The organism is Kitasatospora sp. NPDC023385, from assembly GCF_055664045.1.
The window spans coordinates 18,588-37,566 of the sequence record NZ_JBVOOL010000033.1; the positions used below are offsets into that span (position 1 = coordinate 18,588).

Annotated in this window: 19 protein-coding genes; 7 read left to right on the forward strand and 12 right to left on the reverse strand. The window is 73.8% G+C overall.

All coding sequences use genetic code 11. From position 1 onward, the window contains the following. Positions 1-25 precede the first annotated feature (25 nt). Positions 26-1,507: a DNA-binding protein NsdB gene (locus AC0B61_RS32210; RefSeq protein WP_471745254.1), complete on the reverse strand. Its 1,482-nt coding sequence runs from the start codon at positions 1,505-1,507 to the stop codon at positions 26-28. A 487-nt stretch (positions 1,508-1,994) separates the two neighbouring features. On the opposite strand from AC0B61_RS32210, the gene AC0B61_RS32215 reads away from it, so the two are divergent. Then, complete coding sequence (locus AC0B61_RS32215) at positions 1,995-3,233, forward strand: aminoglycoside phosphotransferase family protein (RefSeq protein ID WP_471745256.1); 1,239 nt, start codon at positions 1,995-1,997, stop codon at positions 3,231-3,233. A 27-nt stretch (positions 3,234-3,260) separates the two neighbouring features. Here the strand turns inward: AC0B61_RS32215 and AC0B61_RS32220 are convergent, their stop codons facing one another. The 4 genes from AC0B61_RS32220 to AC0B61_RS32235 form a co-directional block, all read right to left on the reverse strand. Then, positions 3,261-4,604, reverse strand: a complete 1,344-nt coding sequence (locus AC0B61_RS32220; RefSeq protein ID WP_471745258.1) for an acyl-CoA dehydrogenase family protein — start codon at positions 4,602-4,604, stop codon at positions 3,261-3,263. 166 nt (positions 4,605-4,770) lie between these two features. Next, positions 4,771-4,854: a putative leader peptide gene (locus AC0B61_RS32225; RefSeq protein ID WP_350603588.1), complete on the reverse strand. Its 84-nt coding sequence runs from the start codon at positions 4,852-4,854 to the stop codon at positions 4,771-4,773. Positions 4,855-4,920: 66 nt separating this feature from the next. Beyond that, positions 4,921-5,415 (reverse strand): hypothetical protein, encoded by a 495-nt coding sequence (locus AC0B61_RS32230; protein WP_030058989.1) that lies wholly within the window; start codon positions 5,413-5,415, stop codon positions 4,921-4,923. A gap of 718 nt (positions 5,416-6,133) precedes the next feature. Beyond that, the gene (locus AC0B61_RS32235; protein WP_471745333.1) at positions 6,134-6,358 is read right to left on the reverse strand and encodes a DUF397 domain-containing protein; all 225 of its coding nucleotides are present in this window, start codon (positions 6,356-6,358) and stop codon (positions 6,134-6,136) included. A gap of 373 nt (positions 6,359-6,731) precedes the next feature. Between AC0B61_RS32235 and AC0B61_RS32240 the strand changes: the two genes are divergently transcribed. Next, positions 6,732-7,271, forward strand: coding sequence for a PTS-dependent dihydroxyacetone kinase phosphotransferase subunit DhaM (locus AC0B61_RS32240; RefSeq protein WP_471745260.1), 540 nt, complete (start codon positions 6,732-6,734; stop codon positions 7,269-7,271). A 50-nt stretch (positions 7,272-7,321) separates the two neighbouring features. Here the strand turns inward: AC0B61_RS32240 and AC0B61_RS32245 are convergent, their stop codons facing one another. From AC0B61_RS32245 to AC0B61_RS32255, 3 genes are all read right to left on the reverse strand, one after another. Next, positions 7,322-7,810, reverse strand: a complete 489-nt coding sequence (locus AC0B61_RS32245; protein ID WP_471745262.1) for an NUDIX hydrolase — start codon at positions 7,808-7,810, stop codon at positions 7,322-7,324. Positions 7,811-7,844: 34 nt separating this feature from the next. After that, positions 7,845-8,423, reverse strand: a complete 579-nt coding sequence (locus AC0B61_RS32250) for a sugar transferase (protein WP_471745264.1) — start codon at positions 8,421-8,423, stop codon at positions 7,845-7,847. Between the two features lie 210 nt (positions 8,424-8,633). Continuing rightward, positions 8,634-8,906, reverse strand: a complete 273-nt coding sequence (locus tag AC0B61_RS32255; RefSeq protein WP_471745266.1) for a hypothetical protein — start codon at positions 8,904-8,906, stop codon at positions 8,634-8,636. Between the two features lie 728 nt (positions 8,907-9,634). Here AC0B61_RS32255 and AC0B61_RS32260 point away from each other — a divergent pair. Further along, a complete protein-coding gene (locus AC0B61_RS32260) occupies positions 9,635-10,450 on the forward strand; it encodes a polysaccharide deacetylase family protein (RefSeq protein WP_471745268.1) in 816 nt (271 codons plus the stop codon). Between the two features lie 294 nt (positions 10,451-10,744). Here the strand turns inward: AC0B61_RS32260 and AC0B61_RS32265 are convergent, their stop codons facing one another. Continuing rightward, positions 10,745-11,515 (reverse strand): glutamate racemase, encoded by a 771-nt coding sequence (locus AC0B61_RS32265; protein WP_471745270.1) that lies wholly within the window; start codon positions 11,513-11,515, stop codon positions 10,745-10,747. Positions 11,516-11,572: 57 nt separating this feature from the next. On the opposite strand from AC0B61_RS32265, the gene AC0B61_RS32270 reads away from it, so the two are divergent. Both AC0B61_RS32270 and AC0B61_RS32275 read left to right on the forward strand, forming a co-directional pair. Further along, positions 11,573-12,721: a glycosyltransferase gene (locus AC0B61_RS32270; protein ID WP_471745272.1), complete on the forward strand. Its 1,149-nt coding sequence runs from the start codon at positions 11,573-11,575 to the stop codon at positions 12,719-12,721. Between the two features lie 103 nt (positions 12,722-12,824). Beyond that, positions 12,825-13,571 (forward strand): SAM-dependent methyltransferase, encoded by a 747-nt coding sequence (locus tag AC0B61_RS32275; RefSeq protein ID WP_471745274.1) that lies wholly within the window; start codon positions 12,825-12,827, stop codon positions 13,569-13,571. A gap of 18 nt (positions 13,572-13,589) precedes the next feature. Here AC0B61_RS32275 and AC0B61_RS32280 read toward each other — a convergent pair whose 3' ends face one another. The 3 genes from AC0B61_RS32280 to AC0B61_RS32290 all read right to left on the reverse strand — a co-directional run bounded on the left by AC0B61_RS32280 (position 13,590) and on the right by AC0B61_RS32290 (position 16,700). Then, on the reverse strand, positions 13,590-14,465 hold the full coding sequence (locus tag AC0B61_RS32280) for an alpha/beta fold hydrolase (RefSeq protein ID WP_471745276.1): 876 nt from the start codon (positions 14,463-14,465) through the stop codon (positions 13,590-13,592). Positions 14,466-14,546: 81 nt separating this feature from the next. Beyond that, entirely contained in the window at positions 14,547-15,221 is a 675-nt protein-coding gene (locus AC0B61_RS32285) for a thiol:disulfide interchange protein DsbA/DsbL (protein ID WP_471745278.1), read from the reverse strand. 312 nt (positions 15,222-15,533) lie between these two features. Beyond that, positions 15,534-16,700 carry a glycosyltransferase family 4 protein gene (locus AC0B61_RS32290; RefSeq protein WP_471745280.1) on the reverse strand — a complete coding sequence of 389 codons (1,167 nt, stop codon included), beginning with the start codon at positions 16,698-16,700 and terminating at the stop codon, positions 15,534-15,536. A 432-nt stretch (positions 16,701-17,132) separates the two neighbouring features. Between AC0B61_RS32290 and mscL the strand changes: the two genes are divergently transcribed. Together mscL and AC0B61_RS32300 are read left to right on the forward strand one after the other, a co-directional pair. Continuing rightward, entirely contained in the window at positions 17,133-17,579 is a 447-nt protein-coding gene (gene mscL, locus AC0B61_RS32295; RefSeq protein WP_471745282.1) for a large conductance mechanosensitive channel protein MscL, read from the forward strand. Positions 17,580-17,957: 378 nt separating this feature from the next. After that, complete coding sequence (locus AC0B61_RS32300; RefSeq protein ID WP_471745284.1) at positions 17,958-18,773, forward strand: DUF6643 family protein; 816 nt, start codon at positions 17,958-17,960, stop codon at positions 18,771-18,773. The last annotated feature ends 206 nt before the right edge of the window (positions 18,774-18,979 follow it).

Sequence of the window (18,979 nt, forward strand, 5' to 3'; positions counted from 1 at the left end):
CCGGCCCCTGCCCGGGCCCGCGCCCTCACGTCAGCCGCGGCCGGTTCTTGGCGTCCGCCGCCCGTAGCTCCCGGCCCAGCTCGGCGCGCAGCTCGTCCACCACCGGCAGCCCCCGGTACGCCGCGGTCAACCGGTACATCTCGCGCAGCCGGTCCCAGGTGCGGTGCGAGGAGTTCTGGCCGATCAGGTTCATCGCCATCTTGGCCTGCAGCTCCGCCGCGTCCGGCTCGCCCGTGATCAGGTGCACCGAGGCCAGCGTGATCCGGTCGAACAGCGCCGACCGCAGCTGCCCGGTGCCCTCGCGCAGGGTGATCACCCGCTCCGCGTGCCTGCGGGCCCTGGGCGCCGCCGCCGGGTCGTGCTCGGCCAGCGTGCGCAGCACCAGGGCCTGCATGCCGCGCAGTTCGGCTTCGTCGAACACCTGCATCCAGGACGGCGGCGGCTCCGGCGACCCCTCGGCGAACAGATCCTCGGCCTCGCCGAGCAACCGGTAGGTGTCCTGCGAGTGCCCGATCGACGCGTGCGCCCAGGCCTCGACGGTGTTCAGCATGGCGCGCGTTCTGGGCACCAGCTCGCCACCGGCCGCCTTGGCCGCCGACATCAGGTCGAGCGCGTCGTCGGCCCGGCCCAGGTGCACCATCTGCCGCGCGGCCCGGGAGATCGCCTCGCCGGCCCGCGGCCGGTCACCGGCCGCCTGGGCGGCCTCGGCCGCGATCACGAAGTACCGCTGGGCGGTGGGCTCCAGGCCCACGTCGTGCGACATCCAGCCCGCCAGCACCGCGAGGTTGGCCGCCACCAGCCACAGCCGCTGCTCCACGACGGGCGCGTGTCGGTGCGTCAACAGACCGCCGACCTCGTTGAGTTGACCGACCACCGCCTTGCGCTGCAATCCGCCGCCGCGGGCCGCGTCCCAGGCCCGGAAGACCTGCACCGAGCGCTCCAGCGACTCCACCTCGTCGAGCCCCACCGGGCCCGCGTCGTACACATCCACCACCGGGCGCGCCCCGCCCCCGGTGACCACCTGTCGGGGCCCGGGCACGGAGGCCGCGTACGCGACCGCGTCCCCGCCCAGCCAGCCCTTCAGCGAGTCGGCGATGACCGCCCCGGCCGTGAGCGCGGCTCCGGCGCCCATCAATCCACGTCGGTTCAGCATGAGGTCCATTCCCGTGAACTCGGTGAGGACCGCGGCTGTTCGACCCGGCGACCATGGCACTGCTGCGGACGGTTCCGCTCCGGACCTGGTGGGCCGGTGTCGTTCCAGACCGAGGTCCTCAGTGGTGACGACACGGCCGAGCCGCTCCGTGAACACGGCCGCCAGCACCCTCGGCACCGGATCGCGCGGGATCTCCCCCTGCTCGATCCAACGCCGTACCCTCGACGTGTCGGTGGACAGGTGCGTCTGCCCTATCGCGGCACCCCGACGGTTGACCAGCCGCGCCAACTCGCCCTTCGACCATCCGGTCAGGACGAACAGATCGGCGAGTCGGGTGTTGGGTTCCCTGCTCAACGAAGCCCCCAGGTTCCTCGGCTCCTTCGAGGCTAGAGGCTCCGGCAAGTGCCAGGCGAGCATTCGCCACCGTTCGCCAGGGCCCGCCAGACTACTAAGCCAGTGCCCGACGGGTGTGTTGTAGGGGTGCGCCACCTCGCCCCCCGGGTCGGGCGGTGTCCCACCAGCGTCGGGGCGGTCCCCCGACGGTGTCACGGGACGCTCCCGGTCCTCACCCGAGGGGGTGGCGCGGCCGGGTGGCGCGGGAGCGCCGGGCACGGCCACGGCAGTCCGGCCGACCGCATTCCCCAGGGTGCGGACGGCTGGAGCACAGCCGAACCAGGGGTCCTGACCCCGCGTCCGTGCCCGGCGCCCGCGCACCACCCCGCCGTACCGCACCGCACCACCCGCAGGGCCGCCGTCACGCCCGGAAGCACACGGCACCGGCCCTCCCCCGCCCCCGCGGGGCCGCACCCGCCGACGGACCGGAAGGGACCACCCTCAGCCCATGTACTCCTCAGCGACGACCCCCACGCCGACCGCGCCCCGCGCCGCGCTGCGCCCCCCCACCGCAGCCACCGGCCGACCAGGCCCCAAGCAGGCTCCCCCCGCGAGCCGTCCGGTGGCCCCGCGCGGCGTCGACGGGCGGGCCACGGACGCCCGGGTCGTCCCGGCCGGCCGCACCGCGTCGGGTCCGACCGGCCGTACCGCGCTCGGGCTGCGCGGCCCCGAGACCGCTCCGCCGGTGGGCAGCCGGCTCCCGCTCGCCCGCCAGGCCGACGGGCAGGTGCTGCGCGCCCGGCGGCCCGGCGCGCCCGGCGGGCCCGAGCGGATCGATCCGTCGGCGCTGCAGACCCCGTCGGTCCGGGCCGCGCTGGCGAGCATCGCGCGGATATGTCCAGCGTTCACCCCGCGCCAGGTGCTGCGCGAGGGCAGCCGCCACATCCTGGTGGCGGGCACCATCGGGCGGGCCCCGGTGGTCGCCAAGTGCCTTGCGCCGCAGGCGGTGCGGAGTGAGTACTTCGAGCAGCTGGTGGCCGACTTCCACCACGAGGTCGCGGTGTACCGGGCGTTCGTCCGGCACCGCCCGCCGGTACGGCTGCCCCGGTTGGTCGCGGCCGACCACGACCGCTGCGTGCTGGTCATGGAGCGCGTCCCCGGCCGTCCGGCCGCCCGGGAGCGCCACCCGGTCAACGCGCCCACCCCGGGCGAGGTGCGGGCGCTGCTCACCGCCGTCCGGACGCTGAACCTGTGGCGGCCGCCGACCGACGTGTTCCAGCCCCGCATGGACTACCAGTGGGAGGTCGCCCGCTACCACTCGGTGGGCCAGCTCACCGACCGGGACGCCGGCGACCTGCGCGGCCTGCTGCACGGCCTCGGCCGCGCCCCCCTGCAGCTCTGCCACGGCGACGCCCTGCTCAGCAACATGCTGCTGGCGCCGTCCGGCCCGGTCCTGGTGGACTGGGAGCAGGCCGGCTGGTACCTGCCCGGGTACGACCTGGCGGTGCTGTGGAGCGTGCTCTCCGGGGACACCGCGGCGCGCCGCCAGATCAGCCAACTCGCCCAGAGCGGCGGCACGCTGGCCCGGGACGCGTTCCTGGTGAACCTGGTGCTGGTGCTGATGCGGGAGATCCGGCTGTACGACGTGCCGGGCGCCGGCGAGGAGCAGCGGATCATGATCCGCCGGCTCTACGACGACGCGGCGCTCGCCCGCCGGGCCGTCCGGGCCGCGGTCGGAACCCGCTGAACCCGCCGGACCGGCAGCACCACCGTGCTACGGCCGGGCGCCGCGCTCCAGGGCGGCCCGGCCGGCGGCTTCCAGGACGGTCTCGTCCGACGCCAGGTGCACCCGGCTGCTGAGCACGTCCCGCAGGTAGCGCTCCAACGGGTGGCGCCGGCTCAGGCCGGGGTTCCCGGTGAGGGCGACGGCCTGCTGGACCGCCGTCGTCGCGGCCCGGGTGGCCAGCAGGTGGGCCGGTCCGGTCCGGGCGACGGCGTCCGGCTCGCCCCGGTCCACCCGGGGCGCCAGGCCATCGACCAGTTCCTCGGCGCCGATCAGCTGGGCCTCGATCTCGCCGAGGGCGCAGCGGTAGCGGGGCAGGGTGCCGAGCGGTTCGGTCAGGTTGGCCGGGGTGCGCTGGCTGAGGAAGCGGACCAGCCAGGACTCGGCGGCGCGGGCGACGCCGATCGCCACCGCGGACAGGGCCAGATCGTGCCAGGCGCGGGAGAGTTCGGCCTCCGCGCCGTTCCGCGGCTCACGGCCGCCGAGGCCGAGCGCGAGGTCGGCCGGCACCCGGACCCGGTCCAGCACCACGTCGTGGCTGGCACTGGCCCGCAACCCGAGCTGGTCCCAGGTCGGATCGATCTCCAGGCCCTCGCTCTCGCCGCGGACCAGGAACGTGCCGATCCTCGGCTCCGCCTCGTCGGTCCGCGCGGTCACCGCCATCCAGGCCAGCGCCTCGGCGCCGGTGCAGTAGGTCTTCCGGCCCGTCAGCAGCCAGCCCTCGCCGTCCCGCCGGGCGACCGTCCGCGGCAGCTCGCCCGGCTGCGCGCCGGGCTCCGCCCGCAGCGTGTTGACCAGCGCGGGACCGCGCCGGGACTCCGTGAGCAGCCTCCGGTAGCCGGCCGTCGGCCAGTCGGCGCGACGGGCCTGAGCCGCGTGCCGCAGCAGGGTGAAGGCCGTGACCACGGCCACCGAGGCGTCCCCCCGGCCGAGTTGGGACAGCACCCGGACGGTGTCGGCGAGCGTGCCGCCCGGGCCGCCGTACTTGCGGGAGACGGTGAGGGTGAGCAGTCCGGCCTCGTGGACCGCCTCGATGCCCTGGTACGGGAAGGTCGCGTCGCGGTCGTGCTCCTCGGCGCGGGCGGCGAGCAGGTCGACCACGCGGGGCAGCCCGGCCAGGGCGGTCTCGACGGCCTCGCGGTCGGGCGAGTGGTCGTAGGCCGGGCCGGCCGTGTGGGCAGCCGAGCGGCCGGACTCCGGTTGGCCGGAACCGGGTTGACCGGAAATCGACGGCAGCGGAGCCGTCCGGGACCGGCGGGCGGTCGGACGCTCGGCGGGCGGGCGGTCCTCGGGCGAACGATCGGAGGACGGGCGGTTGGCGGCGCGGGTCGTCATGATGCGGTGCCTCCGGGCGGCAGCGTGGGCTCGACGAATGCGGGCGGCACGCCGTACGGGCGCGCGGTACCGACTGGCGGCCCCGGAGGTCAGTTCACGGCCCGCCCCCGGGTTTCGGCGCCGACCGGACCAGGCCGATCGACCGCCGCCGGGGGACGGATCCCCCTCAGCGGCCCGGACACGCCGCGCTGGCGGTGCGCCGCAGATCCAGGTGTCTGCGGCGGGTCAGCAGCGGGAGACGGCACGACATGTTCACGACTGTACGAACCGTTGATCGATAACGTCAAGCAGCGTCCGCCCTCCGGGCGGGCGCCGGTCAGCCCTGCTGGAACATGTCCGCCGGAAGCGGCTTCAGCAGCTGATACAGGTCGTCCGAAATCGGTCGGTCCCAGGACGCGATGGTGACCAGGACGCCGTCGCTGCGGCCGAACTGGGCGCAGAACACCCGCTCCTCGCTGACCTTGACCTTCTTCACGATCAGCAGGTCGTCCCCGAGCATGACCGGAAAGTCCTCGGCCGAGACGAACTCGACCGGCTCGTCGTTCTCCAGCGCCGCGAGCAGCTGCCGCACCTCGAAGGGCACGTCGTCGCCGGTCTCCCGGGCGGGCGAACCCTCGGGGAGGTTGCCGATGAACATCGCCGGGCCTCTGCCGCCGAACAGGTCGTAGCGCAGGAAGATCCCCTGGCAGGAGCCGTCCGGGCCGGTCATCATGGCCGCACCGAAGTCGCCGGGCCAGTCACCCGGGTCCATCGCGAGCACGTCGAAGTCCGGGCCGGCGGGCTGTCCGGAGCGACGGCGGAGAAAAGACATGGGAACATCGTACGTGTCCGGCACACCGCGTTCGCGAGGTGGGTGGGGCACCGACGGGGGGTGGCCGGGAGATCGACGCTCAGAGACCAATGTTGACTCTGAGCAACCGTCCGGGCTACGTTCGGTTCAGCACGACAGCCGTTCTGGGTTTCACCCTCCGGGGGGACGGCACGTCGCAACGCGGCCCTACACGCGTTTCCCTCACTGTGCACTTTTCGTGCCGAACTGCCGAGCACCCAGCTTCGTCATCGCAAACAGCACGAACACACAAGCCAACAGTTCCATGCATCACAAGCCAGATCCGCGGGGCCCCGGCCCGTCGCTCCCGTGGATCTGCTCGGGACACCGCCGCGTGGGGGCGTGCGGGTCCCGAGCGTCGGTGCCGAATCCGAGTCGCTCTCGGTTTCGGCGCCAGCCTCCCGGCGACTGCCGGCCCTTTACGGGGCCGGGACCGGCCGACGCACCCCGGTGCGCAGGGGATGACTGGGAGGATGGCCTGGCATTGCTGCCGGGCCGCACAGCAGGCGCCGTGTCTGGCCGCGTGGGGGCGGTGGGCACGGCGTCTGCCTGTGCTCAATACTCTGAGCTGCGTTTGTCTAACAGTCAACAGAAATTCTGACGGCGCACGCTCAATGGATCATCAGTTGTGATGTCCGGTCCCGACGGGATCGCCCGCGGAGCGGCCCCCGGCCGTGCCGGGGGCCGCTCCGCCCGTGGCTCAGGTGAGGTCGAACTCGCCGTCCCGCGCGCCGAGCACGAAGGCCCGCCACTCAGCCGGCGTGAAGACCAGGACCGGCCCGTCCTCCTGACGACCGTCCCGCATCCCGATGTACCCGTCCACAAAGGCGATCTGGACGTCCCCGACACCCTGGCTGCTGCACAACCACTCCGCCCCGGTGAAGTCCACCCTGGGCTTCCCGCTCGGCGCCAGCTCCGGCTGCACGCCCGCGGGCTCCGTGTCCGTTCCGCTGTTCACTGCCACTGACCGATCTCCTCCCGACAGCATTCGGGACCAGCCTAGTCACACCTCCCGGCCCCGGTCAGCGGGTTGACGAGGACTCCCCCGGCCGGGAACGGGAGACGCCGGAGGAACGGTCGAGGCGTGTCCCGACCGGCGGGGGCGGCGCGCAGCTGCCAGAGTGCTGGCAGGGCACGGCCCCGCCCCCGGGCCGCGCGATTCCCGGAGACCGGCCCCTCCGGCCGGCCGAGCCCCCCGCGGCCCCACACAGGCCGAACCGCAGCTCCGAACACCCCGGTCCCACTCAGTCCCACCCGGTCCCACCCCAACCCCACCGACCCGCCCAAGGGAGCAGCCGATGAGCCGCCGGGACGGCACCCGCGCCGACGTCATCCCCATCTCCGACGCCCCCTCGGCCCACCCCCCGGCACCCCGTACGCCGACCTCGCCCACGCCGCTGCCCCGGCCGACCCCCGCCCGGCCCACCGCACACGGCCGGGTCGGGATCGTCCTGGTGTCGCACAGTCAGGAACTGGCCACCGCCGTACGCTCCCTCGCGCTCGCATTGACCGGATCCGACTCCCCCGCCCCGGTCGCCGCGACCGGCGGAGACCCGTCGAACGGGCCCGGCATCAGCGCCGTACTGGTCGCCGCCGCGACCCGCCGGGTCGACCAGGGCCACGGCGTGGTCGTGCTGGCCGACCTCGGCGGTGCCGTCACCACCGTCCGCGCGCTGCTGTCCGACGCCGACGAGCACGGTCTGCCGTTCCCCGTCCGGTTCGCCAACGCTCCGTTCGTCGAGGGCGCGGTGGCGGCCACCACGACCGCGACGGCGGGCGGGGACCTGTCGGCGGTGCTCGACGCGGCCGAGGAGGCCTACCGGCAGCACAAGGGCTGACCGGCGCGGGGCCGGTCGGGAGTTGGCCGCCGCGGGGTCAGGCGGTTCGGTCAGGGCCGCTCCTTGCCGTCCCAGGTGTACACGGCCGGCCCCTCGCACTCCATCGCGTGGCGCAGCCGCTCGTGCTCGGTCTCGGTCATCGGCGGCAACTCGTCCAACGCGAACCAGCCGACCTCCAGGGACTCGTCGTCGTTCACCCGCGCCTCCCCGCCGACCGCGCGGCAGCGGAAGGTCAGTACCAGGTACTGCGTCACATCGCCGTTGGGGTACGTCACCTGCGGCGAGACCGTCACCGAGGCGAGCAGCTCGGGAACGGCCACCACACCGGTCTCCTCCAGGCACTCGCGCACCACGCCGTCGCCGGGCTGCTCGCCGGGGTCGAGGATGCCGCCGACCGGTGCCCACCGGCCGTCGTCGACCCGGCGGGCGAGCAGCACCCGGTCCTGGTCGTCCAGCACGACGGCGACGACGGCGCTCAGCCAGAGCGGGTGGTTGCCCACGGCGGAGCGGAGTTCGGCGAGGAAGGGAGGAATGGCCATGCCGCGCAGCCTAGCGGGGTGGTTCCCGGCCGCTTCAGCTCGGCCGGTCCGCAGCGGGGCGCAGCCGACCGGCCTCGGGGCGCAGCAGGGCCAGGACGGTGAGGCCGAGGATGCGCAGGTCGAGCCGGAGCGAACGGTGCTCGACGTACCAGAGGTCGAGTTCGGCCCGACCGTGGGTGCGGCACCTGCCGTGGGCGTGGCTGTGGGCCTGGGTATGGCCGTGAACCCGGGGGCAGCCGTGGGCGTGGAGCTGGGCCCAGCCGGTCAGGCCGGGGCGTACGGCGAGGCGGGCCCGCTCGCGGCAGGAGTAGCGGACCACCTGGTCGGGGCGGTCCGGCCGGGGGCCGATCACCCCCATCTCGCCGCGGGCGACGTTCCAGAGCCGTGGCAGTTCGTCCAGGCCGGTGTGGCGCAGCAGGGTGCCGAGCCGGTCGTCCGGACCGGTCCGGAAGCGCAGTATCCGGAACTCGCGGCCGTGTCGCCCCGTCCGGGGGTGCCGTTCGAGGACCGGACCGCCGGTGGTGCAGCGCAGCAGGACGGCGATCAGCAGCGCCAGCGGCAGCGCGACGATCGCGGTCAGGGCGGCGACCGCGAGGTCGCCACCGCGTTTCATGAGGCGGACACGGCCCTGTCCGATCTGCCGCTCATCGCTCCCCCTCCACGGCACTTCGAGCCGGAAGAACGCATTCACAGTAGAGGCGCGATGAAGCCGCCGTCCGGGAATGGTGAAAGAAGGGCGCACGGAATTGTCCGACAGGACGATATTCGGACGGTCTGACCAATTCCGCTCGATCTGCCGGCCCGCCGACGGGCCCGCCCGCCGCTAGAGCACGGCGCGCCGCCGGTCCCGGAACAGGCCGAAGGCGATCCGGCCGAGCATCAGCACGCCGGCCGCCAGACACCCCGCCACCGCCATCGCCCAGGCCGGACCGTCACTGTCCGGAACGATCACGGCCACGACGATGCCCGCCGCCAGGCAGGCCAGGCCCACCACCGCGAGCGGGAGCTGGTGGGTGACCAGGGCTCCACCCCTGCACGCGCGCGCCATCCGGGAGGCGCCGTGCAGGTGGAAGGGGTCACGGTCCGCATCTGCCATGAGGCCAAGGTACCCCGGGCCGCGGCGGCAGGCAGCCCGCAGGGAGTGAAGGTTCCACCACGGTCCGCGATCGCGGGATCGGGGCTGGTCAGCGGCGCTCCAGGGGTGTCGAGATGCGCATTCCGGCTACACAATCAGTCCACGAAAAATCCTCGTCCCCCCGGTACAACCATCCCTGTGGTGCAGCGGTCTCAATGGCATTGAGTGATCCAGGAGCCGTTCGAGGGACGGGTGTGAACCCCCCACCGAGAACAGGAAAGTCCAGGGGCGGAGCCGCCGCCCCTGGAGTCGGAGGCCGGGCTCCGTCCTCCGGCGGTACCGCCACGCCGCTCGGCGAACGAGGGGGAACCGTGCCGCAGTCCCAGTCCACACCATCGATCTCCATGGCCCGTGCCAGGCCCGTCTCCGGCATGCGCGCACTGCCGCCGCCGCCCTCCGGCTGCGCGGCGGACCGGCATGACGGCTGCCGGCCCGACCGGGTCCGACCTGACGGGAGCCGACACGACGGCAGCCGATACGACGGAGCCCGGTACGACGGGGTCCGGTACGACGGGGCCCGACATGAAGGAAGCCGACATGACGGGAGCCGGCACGGCGGGGGCCGTCGCCGACTCTCCGTAGAAGCGGAACAGCAGGACGCTCGGGGCGAATGGCTGCGGTTCGCCCCCGTCCAGCCGCTGTTCCGGGCCCGGGCCGCCCAGCGCCTCGCCGTACTCGCCTACCACGGGGTGACCGACCACCGGTCCTTCGGCGCCCAGCTCGACCGGCTCCAGCGACTGGCCACCCCGGTCTCGCTCACCGCCGTCCTCCAGGCCGTGACCGAACGGCGGCCGCTGCCGCCCCGGAGCGTCCTGGTCACCTTCGACGACGCCGACCGGAGCGTCCTCACCCACGCCCTGCCCGCCCTCGACGCCCGACGCATTCCAGCCACCGCCTTCGTCATCTCGGAGCTCATCGGCACCGAGCGCCCGTTCTGGTGGCACGAGGCCGACTTCCTCGCCCGACACGGGGGCCGGGCCCGCTCGCTCGACTGCGGACACCCGTCCCAGCTGCTCCACCGGCTCAAGGCGATGCCGGACCCGGACCGCCGACGGAGCCTGCACGAACTGCGGGCCAGCGCCGACCGCCGACCGCCCCGTCAGGATCAGCTCACCCCCGCCGACCTCCTCGCCCTGCAGGACGGGGGCGTCGCCATCGGCAACCACACCCAGGGGCACCCGTGCCTCGGACGCTGCGACGACGACACCGTCCGCACCGAGATCACCGGCGCCCACGAAGCCCTCACCCGCTGGCTGGGGGAACCCCCGATCGCCTTCGCCTACCCGGACGGCGGCCACGACGTCCGCGCTGAAACCGTCCTGCAGGAGCTCGGCTACCGCCTCGGCTTCCTCTCCGACCACCGCCTCGGCCCCCGACTCCCCTCCAACCCCCTCCAGATCAGCCGCCTCCAGGTCGACTCCACGACCAGCAGCCGCCGCTTCGACACCATCCTCTCGGGCCTCGAACCGGCCTACCGCCGCTGGCGCCGCCAAGCCGTCGCCTGATTCCCGACGGGCGCTGCGTGGGAGTCGGCCGACCCGACTTCCCACGCAGCGCCCGTCGGTTTGGCCGACTTCTCGCGCACGTCGAGCGGGCTGCGGGAATCTCTCCGTTGCCGCGCGGGAAATCGATCCGGCCGACGTTCCGCTCATCGGCCCGGACGCTGGGGTGGCCGTTTGGTTATGGCGTGCGGCGGTCGACCAGTGAAATTCATGTCCGGCGCGGAGCGGCCACCTGGACCTCCCCGGTACGCGGGAAGGCCCAGGTGGCCGGCCTCGGAAGGTCCGCCGTGCCGGGGATCAGCCGATGAGGGTGGCCAGCGCGTTGCCCTGCGGGTAGAGGGCGGCGACCGGGGGCAGTTCGGCGGGCGCGCCGGCGTGGAGGACGGTGAGCGTGCCCGCCCCCGTCCGGCCGGGGTCGCCGGCGCGGCGCAGGGCCTGGGCGGCGACGGCGTCGGCGGAGCCGTGGAAGGTGAGCGCCGGGGAGGCGGTCGGGGCGACGGCGGCGCGGATGCGGTCGGCGACAAGTTCGTAGTGGGTGCAGCCGAGCACGATGGCGTCGGTGCCCCCCGGTGTCCGGCTCGCTGCGTCGGCGATCGCGGCCGTGATCGCCTCCTCGTCGCCGTGCTCGACGGCGTCCGCGAGGCCCGGGCAGGCGACCTCGGTGACGTCCGCGGTCCCGCCGAAGTCGCGGATCAGCCCGCGCTGGTAGGCGCTCCCGGTGGTGGCCGGGGTGGCCCAGATGGCGACCCGGCCGCCCTGCGCCGCGGCGGGCTTGATGGCCGGGACGGTGCCGATCACCGGCAGCGCGGGCTCCAGGTCGGCGCGGACCGCGGCGAGCGCGTGGACGGAGGCCGTGTTGCAGGCGATCACCAGCACGTCCGGTCGGAGCGCGGCGGCGGCCCGGCAGCAGCCGAGGGCCAGCTCGGTGACCTCTTCGGGCGTGAGCGGCCCCCACGGCATCGAGGCCGGGTTGGAGGACAGCACCAGGTCGGCGTCCGGGCGCAGCTTCCGAAGGGCGGCGGCGGCGGCCAGCAGACCGATTCCGGAGTCCATCAGTGCGATCTTCACGGGGCAAGACTTTAGTCGATCCGTCCGTCCGGCCCGGTTCTGCGGCAGACTGCCAGGGTGACCGTGCTGCTGTGGATCACCGTGTTCTCCCTGCTGGTCTGGCTCTGGCTGGCGTGCTGCCACGGCTTGTTCTGGCGCACCGACGTCCGGCTGCCGCCGCGTCGCCCGCCGGTCCGCTGGCCGCAGGTGGCGATCGTGGTGCCGGCCCGGGACGAGGCGGCGGTGCTGCCGGTGAGCCTGCCCACGCTGCTGGCGCAGAAGTACCCGGGGCGGGCGCGGGTGATCCTGGTGGACGACCACAGTTCGGACGGCACCGGGGCGATGGCGGCGGAGCTGCGGACGATCGACGGTTTGGACCTGACCGTCACCACGCCTCCCCCGCTGCCGCCCGGTTGGACGGGCAAGCTGTGGGCGCTGCGGCACGGGGTGGAGCTGGCCGGTCCGGACGTCGGGTTCCTGCTGCTGACGGACGCGGACATCGCACACGGCCCCGAGTCGCTCGCCGAGCTGGTGGCCGCGGCCGAGAGCAACGGCCTGGACCTGGTGTCGCAGATGGCCCGGCTGCGGGTGAAGACCGGGTGGGAGCGGCTGATCGTGCCGGCCTTCGTGTACTTCTTCGCCCAGCTGTACCCGTTCCGCCGGAGCAACCGCCCGGGTGCCCGGACGGCCGCCGCGGCGGGCGGCTGCTCGCTGGTTCGGCGCGAGGCGCTGGAGCGGGCCGGCGGGGTGGCGGCGATCCGGGGCGCGGTGATCGACGACGTGTCGCTGGCCCGGGCGGTGAAGTCCACCGGTGGGCGGATCTGGCTGGGCCTGGCCGACGCCGTGGACAGCGTCCGCCCGTACGCACGGCTGGACCAGCTGTGGCGGATGGTGTCGCGCAGCGCGTACGCCCAGCTCAGGCATTCGCCGCTGCTGCTGCTCGGCACGGTGGCGGGGCTGGCGCTGGTGTACCTGGTGCCGCCGTTGGCGACCGTCGCCGGGCTGGTGGCGGGCTCGCCCGCGGTGGCGGCGGCGGGCGGGGCGGCGTGGGCGCTGATGGCGGGCACCTACCTGCCGATGGTCCGGTACTACGGGCAGCCGGCTCCAGCCGTGCTGCTGCTGCCGTTCACGGCGGGGATGTACCTGCTGATGACGGTGGACTCGGCGGTGCAGCACTGGCGCGGCCGGGGCTCGGCGTGGAAGGGCCGGACGTACTCGCGGGCGTGAGCCGGGTGGCCGTCCCGGTTGTTCCGCTCGTTCCGCTCGTCCCACTCGTCCCGTGACCCGGAATTCCCCGGCGCGACGGCCCGGCCCGATCCATACTGCTCGGATGGACCGTCAGCGCATCTCCCGCCTCGCCCATGCCCACCACCCGATCGCGGCTCCGCTGGCGGACGGATCGGTGGCCCGCCTGCTGGACCGCGCGACGGCCGGCACGGACGAGGGCCGGGCCCTGGACCTCGGCTGCGGCGAGGGCGCCTGGCTGCTCCGGACACTGGCCGCCCGCCCACGCTGGCAGGCGGTCGGGGTGGACCTGGACGCCGCGGCGCTGAGCCGTGCCCGGGACACCGCGACCGCGCTCGGCGTGGTGCGCCGGATCGGCCTGCACCACGTGGACGCACGGGAGTTCACCGCGAAGGAGCCGTTCGACCTGGTGCTGTCCGTCGGCGCCACCCACGCCTTCGGCGGGCTGCTGCCGACGCTCGCCGCGGCCCGCGAACTCCTGGCTCCGGGCGGTCGGCTGCTGGTCGGCGACGGGTTCTGGCAGCGCGATCCCTCCCAGGAGGCGCTGGACGGACTCGGCGCCGCCCGGGAGGACTTCGCGAACCTGGCAGGGACCACCGACCAGGTCCTCGCCGACGGCTGGACGCCGGTCATCGGGCACGTCAGCACCGAACAGGAGTGGGACGACTACGAGTTCTCCTGGACGGGTGCGCTGGCCGAGTGGGCACTGGACCACCCCGACGACCCGGACGCGGCGACCGCCCGGGAGGCCGCGGACCGGCACCGCGCGCAGTGGCTGCACGGCTACCGGGGGACGCTCGGGTTCGTCACGTACCTGCTGCGCCGGGACTGAACTCGCCCGGGTCGGCGGCTACTTCTGCGTCCGCGCAAGGAAGTCGTCGATCAGCGGGGCGATTTCGGGCAGCTTCTCCTCCAGCGCGAAGTGCCCGGTGTCGAACACGTGCAGCTCGGCCTCGGGCAGGTCCCGCAGGTAGGCGCGGGCGCCGGCTTCGGTGAAGAACGGGTCACCGTTGCCCCAGAGGATCAGCGTGGGCGGCTGGTTGGCGCGCAGCCAGGCCTGCCAGGCGGGGTAGAGCTCGACGTTGGAGAAGTAGTCGAGGGCGAGTTCGACCTGGATGTCCTTGCGGCCGGGCAGGTCGAGGAAGTGCTGGTCGAGCGTCCAGCCGTCGGGGGCGACCAGGCTCGGGTCACCGGTGCCGCCCTCGTACTGGCTGCGGGTGATCTCCAGGGTGAGGATCGAGCGGGCGGCTTCCTCGGCGCCCGGGACGCCGCGCCGGTTGGCGATGAACGCCCGCGCCTGGTCGGAGAGCCCCTCCTCGTAGGCGTTGCCGTTCTGGACCACCAGGCCGGTGATCCACTCCGGGCGACGGGTGGCCAGCCGCAGGCCGACGGGGGCGCCGAAGTCGAAGACGTACAGTGCGAAGCTGTCCAGGCCGAGGGCGAGGCAGAATCCCTCGATCACGTCGGCGAGGGTGTCGAAGCGGTACGGGAAGGCGTCGGGCGCGGGGCTGTCGCTGTGGCCGAAACCGGGGTAGTCGGGGGCTATCAGGCGGTAGCGGGTGCCAAGCGCGTCGAGCAGCCGGGCGTACTGGTGCGAGGCTGACGGGAAGCCGTGCAGCAGCAGGAGGACGGGGGCGTCGGCCGGGCCGGTCTCGCGGTAGAAGACGCGCACGCCGTTGACGTCGACGTGGCGGTGGTGGATGTGGGGGATCGTCAGCTCGCTCATGCTAACCATTAAACAGCATTTTAACGGTTATACAAGGTGTCGGACGAGCGAGCTGACCCGACGTCACCGGGCTGATGCGGCTCAGCCCGTCTTCAGCTGCTCCTGCTGCACCAGGTAGTCGAGCACCTCGGGCATCGCTTCGACACCGCCGGCCTTGGTCGGCGAGGTCCGGTACTCACCCTGGACGATGACCGTCGGCAGCTCGTTGACGCCGTAGCGGACGAACGCGGCAGCGGCGTCCTCGACCGACTGGCCCACCTCCGCCGACCGGTAGGCCTGGCCGAAGAGTTGGGCGTCGACGCCGTGCTGCACGGCCCAATCGGTGGACGAAGCCTCGCTGGTGAGGTCGACCCCGTCGTTGTGGACCGCCCGGAAGACGCTGGTCTGCAGGCGCTCGACCAGGCCCAGGCGCTCCAGCGTGTAGTACATCCGCGCATGGCCGCGCTGCACGGCCTCCTCGTGGCTGCCGGGCCAGATCGCCGGGACGCGGCGCAGCGCGACGTCGTCGCGGTGCCTCTCCGCCCAGGCCTGCAGCGGCTGTTCGAGCGCCTGGGAGTGGCCGCAGTCGTACCAGAAGAACTCGACCGCCTCGGTCCGGGAGCTCTCGCGCACCGGTTGCGGGCGGTCGAGCCTGACGAACTGGGCGCCCTCCGAGGGAGGTTGGTGGGACATCGCGCCGGCCTGGACGGGGGACGCGGCAATCCCGACGGCGACGGCGAACAGGACGGTGGACCGCAGCAGCGACTTCGAATTCACACCGGGCAGTGTGGTGGGGGTGGTTCGTTACCGACGAGTTGGCACCCGGTGGAGGGCCGGGATTCGCCCGAAAGGCGTAGCAGGCGTGGACGGTGCAGACGGCGTGGACGGCGGCGCGCGGGCTCTGCAGCGCGGCCTCGGCGCAGGGGAGTTCGAGACCGGGCCTTTGCGACCTTGAGCTTGGAGCCTTGGGGCCTTGGGGCCTTGGGGCCTTGGGGCCTTGGGACCTTGGGGCCTTGGGACCTTGGGGCCTTGGGGCCTTGGGACCTTGGGGCCTTGGGGCCTTGGGGCCTTGGGACCTTGGGGCCTTGGTCAACCGGTCGGGACCGCGCCTTCCGTCGACACCTCGGCCACCAGCCGCTGCCACGCGTCCACCACCGCGCCCAGCTCGAAGTGCTCCAGCGCGTGTGCCCGGGCCGCCGCGCCGAGGCCCGCCCGGTCGACCGCCAGCACCTTGCCCAGTGCCTCCGCGGGGGCGAGCGGGTCGCCGGGGGCGACGAGTGCGCCGGTGGCGCCGTCCCGGACGACCTCGCGCACCCAGCCGACGTCGGTGGCGACGGCGGGCACCCCGGCGAGGGCCGCCTCGATCAGCGCGCCGGGCACGCCCTCGCTGTCGCTGGTGAGCAGCAGCGCGTCGGCGGCGCGGTAGAGCGGGGCCGGATCGGGCAGGGGGCCGAGGAAGTGGGCGCGGGCGGCCGCCGGGTGGCGGGCCAGCGTCTCGCGCAGCGGGCCGTCGCCGGCGACGGCGAGCCGGACGTCGGGCAGGCGGTCGAGCACGTCGAGGGCGAGGTCGAGCCGTTTCTCGGGCGCTATCGCGCCTATCCAGGCGACCAGCAGGACGTCTGCCGGAAGGCCCAGCTCGTGCCGGGCGGCCCGCCGGTCGTCCCGGCCGTCGGCGGGCGGATAGCTCTCGGCGGCACGGGAGTTGGGGATCACGTGCACCTTGCCGTCGGGCAGTCCGAACTGCTCCTCCAGGACGGCCCGCGCCTCGTCGGTGAGCGTGGTGACCGCAGCGGCACGGTGCATCAGCGTGCCGCCGCGCACCCGGCGCAGCCGGGTGGCGGTCCAGTACCGGGGGTGGCCGACGGAGACGTAGACGAAGGGCGTGCTGGTGCCGGTCAGGGCGAGGGCGCAGGCGGCCAGGGTGTCGGAGCCGTGGGCGAGCACCACGTCGGCGGCGCGCGCGGTGGTGCGCAGGGCCCGCAGGGTGGTCGGGCGCAGACGGCCGGGTCCGAGGACGGCGGCGGTGCGCAGCAGTCCGGCGGCGTCGGGACAGTCGCCCGGGTCGGTCGCCGCAGCCCCGGCGAGGACGGGCGGGTGCGGGGCGAGGGCGCACAGTGCGGAGGACTGGCCCCGGCGGCCCAGTTCCCGGTGGAGGTCGCGGGCGAAGTTCTGGGCGCCACCACGGCGCGAATCACTGATCAGGTGCAGGACACGCGGACGGGTTCCGGCCGAGTCGGCCGGTATACGGTCGGGCATGGACCGACCTTGGCACAGCGCCCCGCCCGGTACAGCCCCTTCGCGCAACCTGGTGGTGGTCCATCCGCCCGCGCCCGTACACCCGATGTGCGCCAGAGGCCCGCCGTCGTGCGCCGGTTGAGACCGCCGTGCGCCCCGGCCCACCCCTGCCGCGCTCCGGTTCGCTTCCGGTCGCTCCGGTCGCGCCGTACCGCCTCCGGCCGTCCTCCGATCGCCCTCCGCCCCCGCCCCGATCCCGCTCCGATCCCTCGATAGGCCCGTACGCGGAGCGCCCGGGCGGCGCCCGGCCCGATGCCCGGCGGCACCGGAGCGGTTACGCGGATCGGGTGAACGCGGTTGGACCTCGGCCCGGACCGCTCGGCAGGATGTCCCGCCGGGGCACCGTCGGGCCGCCCCATCTCCCCCTCCCCCGTACGGATTTGGAGTCACCCGGTGATCAAGGGATTCCGCAGCTTCCTGCTGCGCGGAAACGTGGTGGACCTCGCGGTCGGCATCGTGATCGGCGCGGCCTTCACCGCGGTCGTCACCGGGTTCGTCACCGCCTTCCTCACCCCGCTGGTCGGGGTCGCGGCCGGCGCCGTCGGCGACTTCACCCAGAAGACCTTCGAGGTGGGCGGCACCCGGTTCCCGTACGGCGTCTTCGTCAACTCGGTGATCGGCTTCGTCCTGACCGCCGCCGCCATCTACTTCGCCGTGGTGCTGCCGGTCGGCAAGCTGCAGACGCGCTTCGAATCGGCCAAGGCCGAGCCGGCCGCGAAGGTGGACTGCCCGGAGTGCCTGAGCTCGATCCCGGCCGCCGCGACGCGCTGCTCCTTCTGCTCCTCGGAGGTCGGCAAGCCGGGCCTGCCGGCGCAGGCCCAGGCGCTGCAGTCGCACTGAGCCGGCGCAGAACCGGGTGGTCAGCGGGCTCGAACCCCGTGGTCGGCGAGCTGACCGGGACCTTATCCCCGAAACATTCACGAGCTCCCGTCGCCCCTCGGCGGGGGCTCGAATGCGCCCGGCGCACGCCCTGTCCGCAAAAGTTTCTCCGCCGGGCCCGCAACCATCCACCGGCCGGTCACCGCAAGGCCTTCCGGCCCCATCGTCCGGCTACTGTTCGATCACTGACGGGCCGCCAAGGCTGTCCGGAACTGGACGTCGGTATGTCCGTTCTTACTACTTTCGAAACCTTTGTGCGAGCGAAGACTGTGTAAACACTCGAACTGCTCCCCCTCCCGCTCTCCTCAGCAGGCGCATTGTGGGCTTACCGTATGCCCCATGACCTCGCCCCGCTCCTACGACGGAGTCGGCTACCCCTCTCCGTCCTTCTCCTCCGGCACGCCGATTTACGACAGCCTCGTGGCTGAGCGCGGCGTCCCCCAGATCGCACCCATCAACGTGCCGGCCGCCCTCCCGCCGGCGCTGTCGTCCGGTTACGGATCAGGCCACGGCCCGTCCTACGACAACCGGTACGGCAACGGGTACGAGAACGCCGGCAGCAACCTCCCCGCGCTGCCGCCCGCCCGCCTCGCCCTGGGCCCCGGCCCGAGCAGCGGTCCCTCCGCCGGCCCCGCCACGGCGTACATCCCCGCGCAGCCCGCGCCGGCGTACGCCTCCCCCCAGCCGCCGGTCCCCGGCTACGGCGCCCCCCAGCCGTACCAGCGACAGCAGACCGGCGCCCCGACCTTCACCCAGACTGCCAGCGGCGGCTACCAGCCGACCGGCGGCCAGAGCTTCGGCGGTCAGAACACCTTCATCGGCGGCCAGAGCTTCGGCGGCCAGGGCGGGCAGCCGAACTTCGGCGCCCAGGCGGCCGGCGGCCAGGGCGGTTTCGGCCAGGCCCAGCCCGGCGGACCGCAGAGCTTCGGCGGCCAGCAGTCCTTCGGCGGCCCGAACGCGGGCGGCCTCGGCTTCCAGGGCCAGGGCGGCGACCAGTCCTTCGGCGGCGCCCAGCTCCGCCCGGCCATGGCGCCGGTCGCGCCGGTCCGCCCGATGCAGCCGCAGCGCCCGGGCCCGTACGGCGAGCCCGGTCACACCTCCTTCAACGCGGGAGGGCAGGGCGGCGGCTACCAGCCGCAGGGCCAGGGCTACTGAATCGCTGACACCCCGAGGCCGTCCCCCCAGGCGGCCCACACCCGCACCACCTGAGCACCACCCGGCGCCCCCTGAACGCCGGGCGAACGGAGAAACGGGTCATCCACGGACCGCCCGGAACGCCCCCCACGGCGTCCCGGGCGGTCCGTGCGCGTACGGGGCCGCATAGCGGCGCTGCGTACGGGGCAGTACGGGCGCTGCGTACG

What these genes read in the sequence shown, in the direction of transcription:
- AC0B61_RS32275 (WP_471745274.1), top strand. Translation starts at nt 12,825, where the DNA reads ATGGACCGTCAGCGCATCTCCCGCCTCGCCCATGCCCACCACCCGATC.
- AC0B61_RS32220 (WP_471745258.1), bottom strand. Translation starts at nt 4,604, where the DNA reads ATGACGACCCGCGCCGCCAACCGCCCGTCCTCCGATCGTTCGCCCGAG.
- AC0B61_RS32230 (WP_030058989.1), bottom strand. Translation starts at nt 5,415, where the DNA reads ATGTCTTTTCTCCGCCGTCGCTCCGGACAGCCCGCCGGCCCGGACTTC.
- AC0B61_RS32225 (WP_350603588.1), bottom strand. Translation starts at nt 4,854, where the DNA reads ATGTCGTGCCGTCTCCCGCTGCTGACCCGCCGCAGACACCTGGATCTG.
- AC0B61_RS32290 (WP_471745280.1), bottom strand. Translation starts at nt 16,700, where the DNA reads ATGCCCGACCGTATACCGGCCGACTCGGCCGGAACCCGTCCGCGTGTC.
- AC0B61_RS32255 (WP_471745266.1), bottom strand. Translation starts at nt 8,906, where the DNA reads ATGGCAGATGCGGACCGTGACCCCTTCCACCTGCACGGCGCCTCCCGG.
- AC0B61_RS32300 (WP_471745284.1), top strand. Translation starts at nt 17,958, where the DNA reads ATGACCTCGCCCCGCTCCTACGACGGAGTCGGCTACCCCTCTCCGTCC.
- AC0B61_RS32250 (WP_471745264.1), bottom strand. Translation starts at nt 8,423, where the DNA reads ATGAAACGCGGTGGCGACCTCGCGGTCGCCGCCCTGACCGCGATCGTC.
- AC0B61_RS32280 (WP_471745276.1), bottom strand. Translation starts at nt 14,465, where the DNA reads ATGAGCGAGCTGACGATCCCCCACATCCACCACCGCCACGTCGACGTC.
- AC0B61_RS32240 (WP_471745260.1), top strand. Translation starts at nt 6,732, where the DNA reads ATGAGCCGCCGGGACGGCACCCGCGCCGACGTCATCCCCATCTCCGAC.
- AC0B61_RS32245 (WP_471745262.1), bottom strand. Translation starts at nt 7,810, where the DNA reads ATGGCCATTCCTCCCTTCCTCGCCGAACTCCGCTCCGCCGTGGGCAAC.
- AC0B61_RS32215 (WP_471745256.1), top strand. Translation starts at nt 1,995, where the DNA reads ATGTACTCCTCAGCGACGACCCCCACGCCGACCGCGCCCCGCGCCGCG.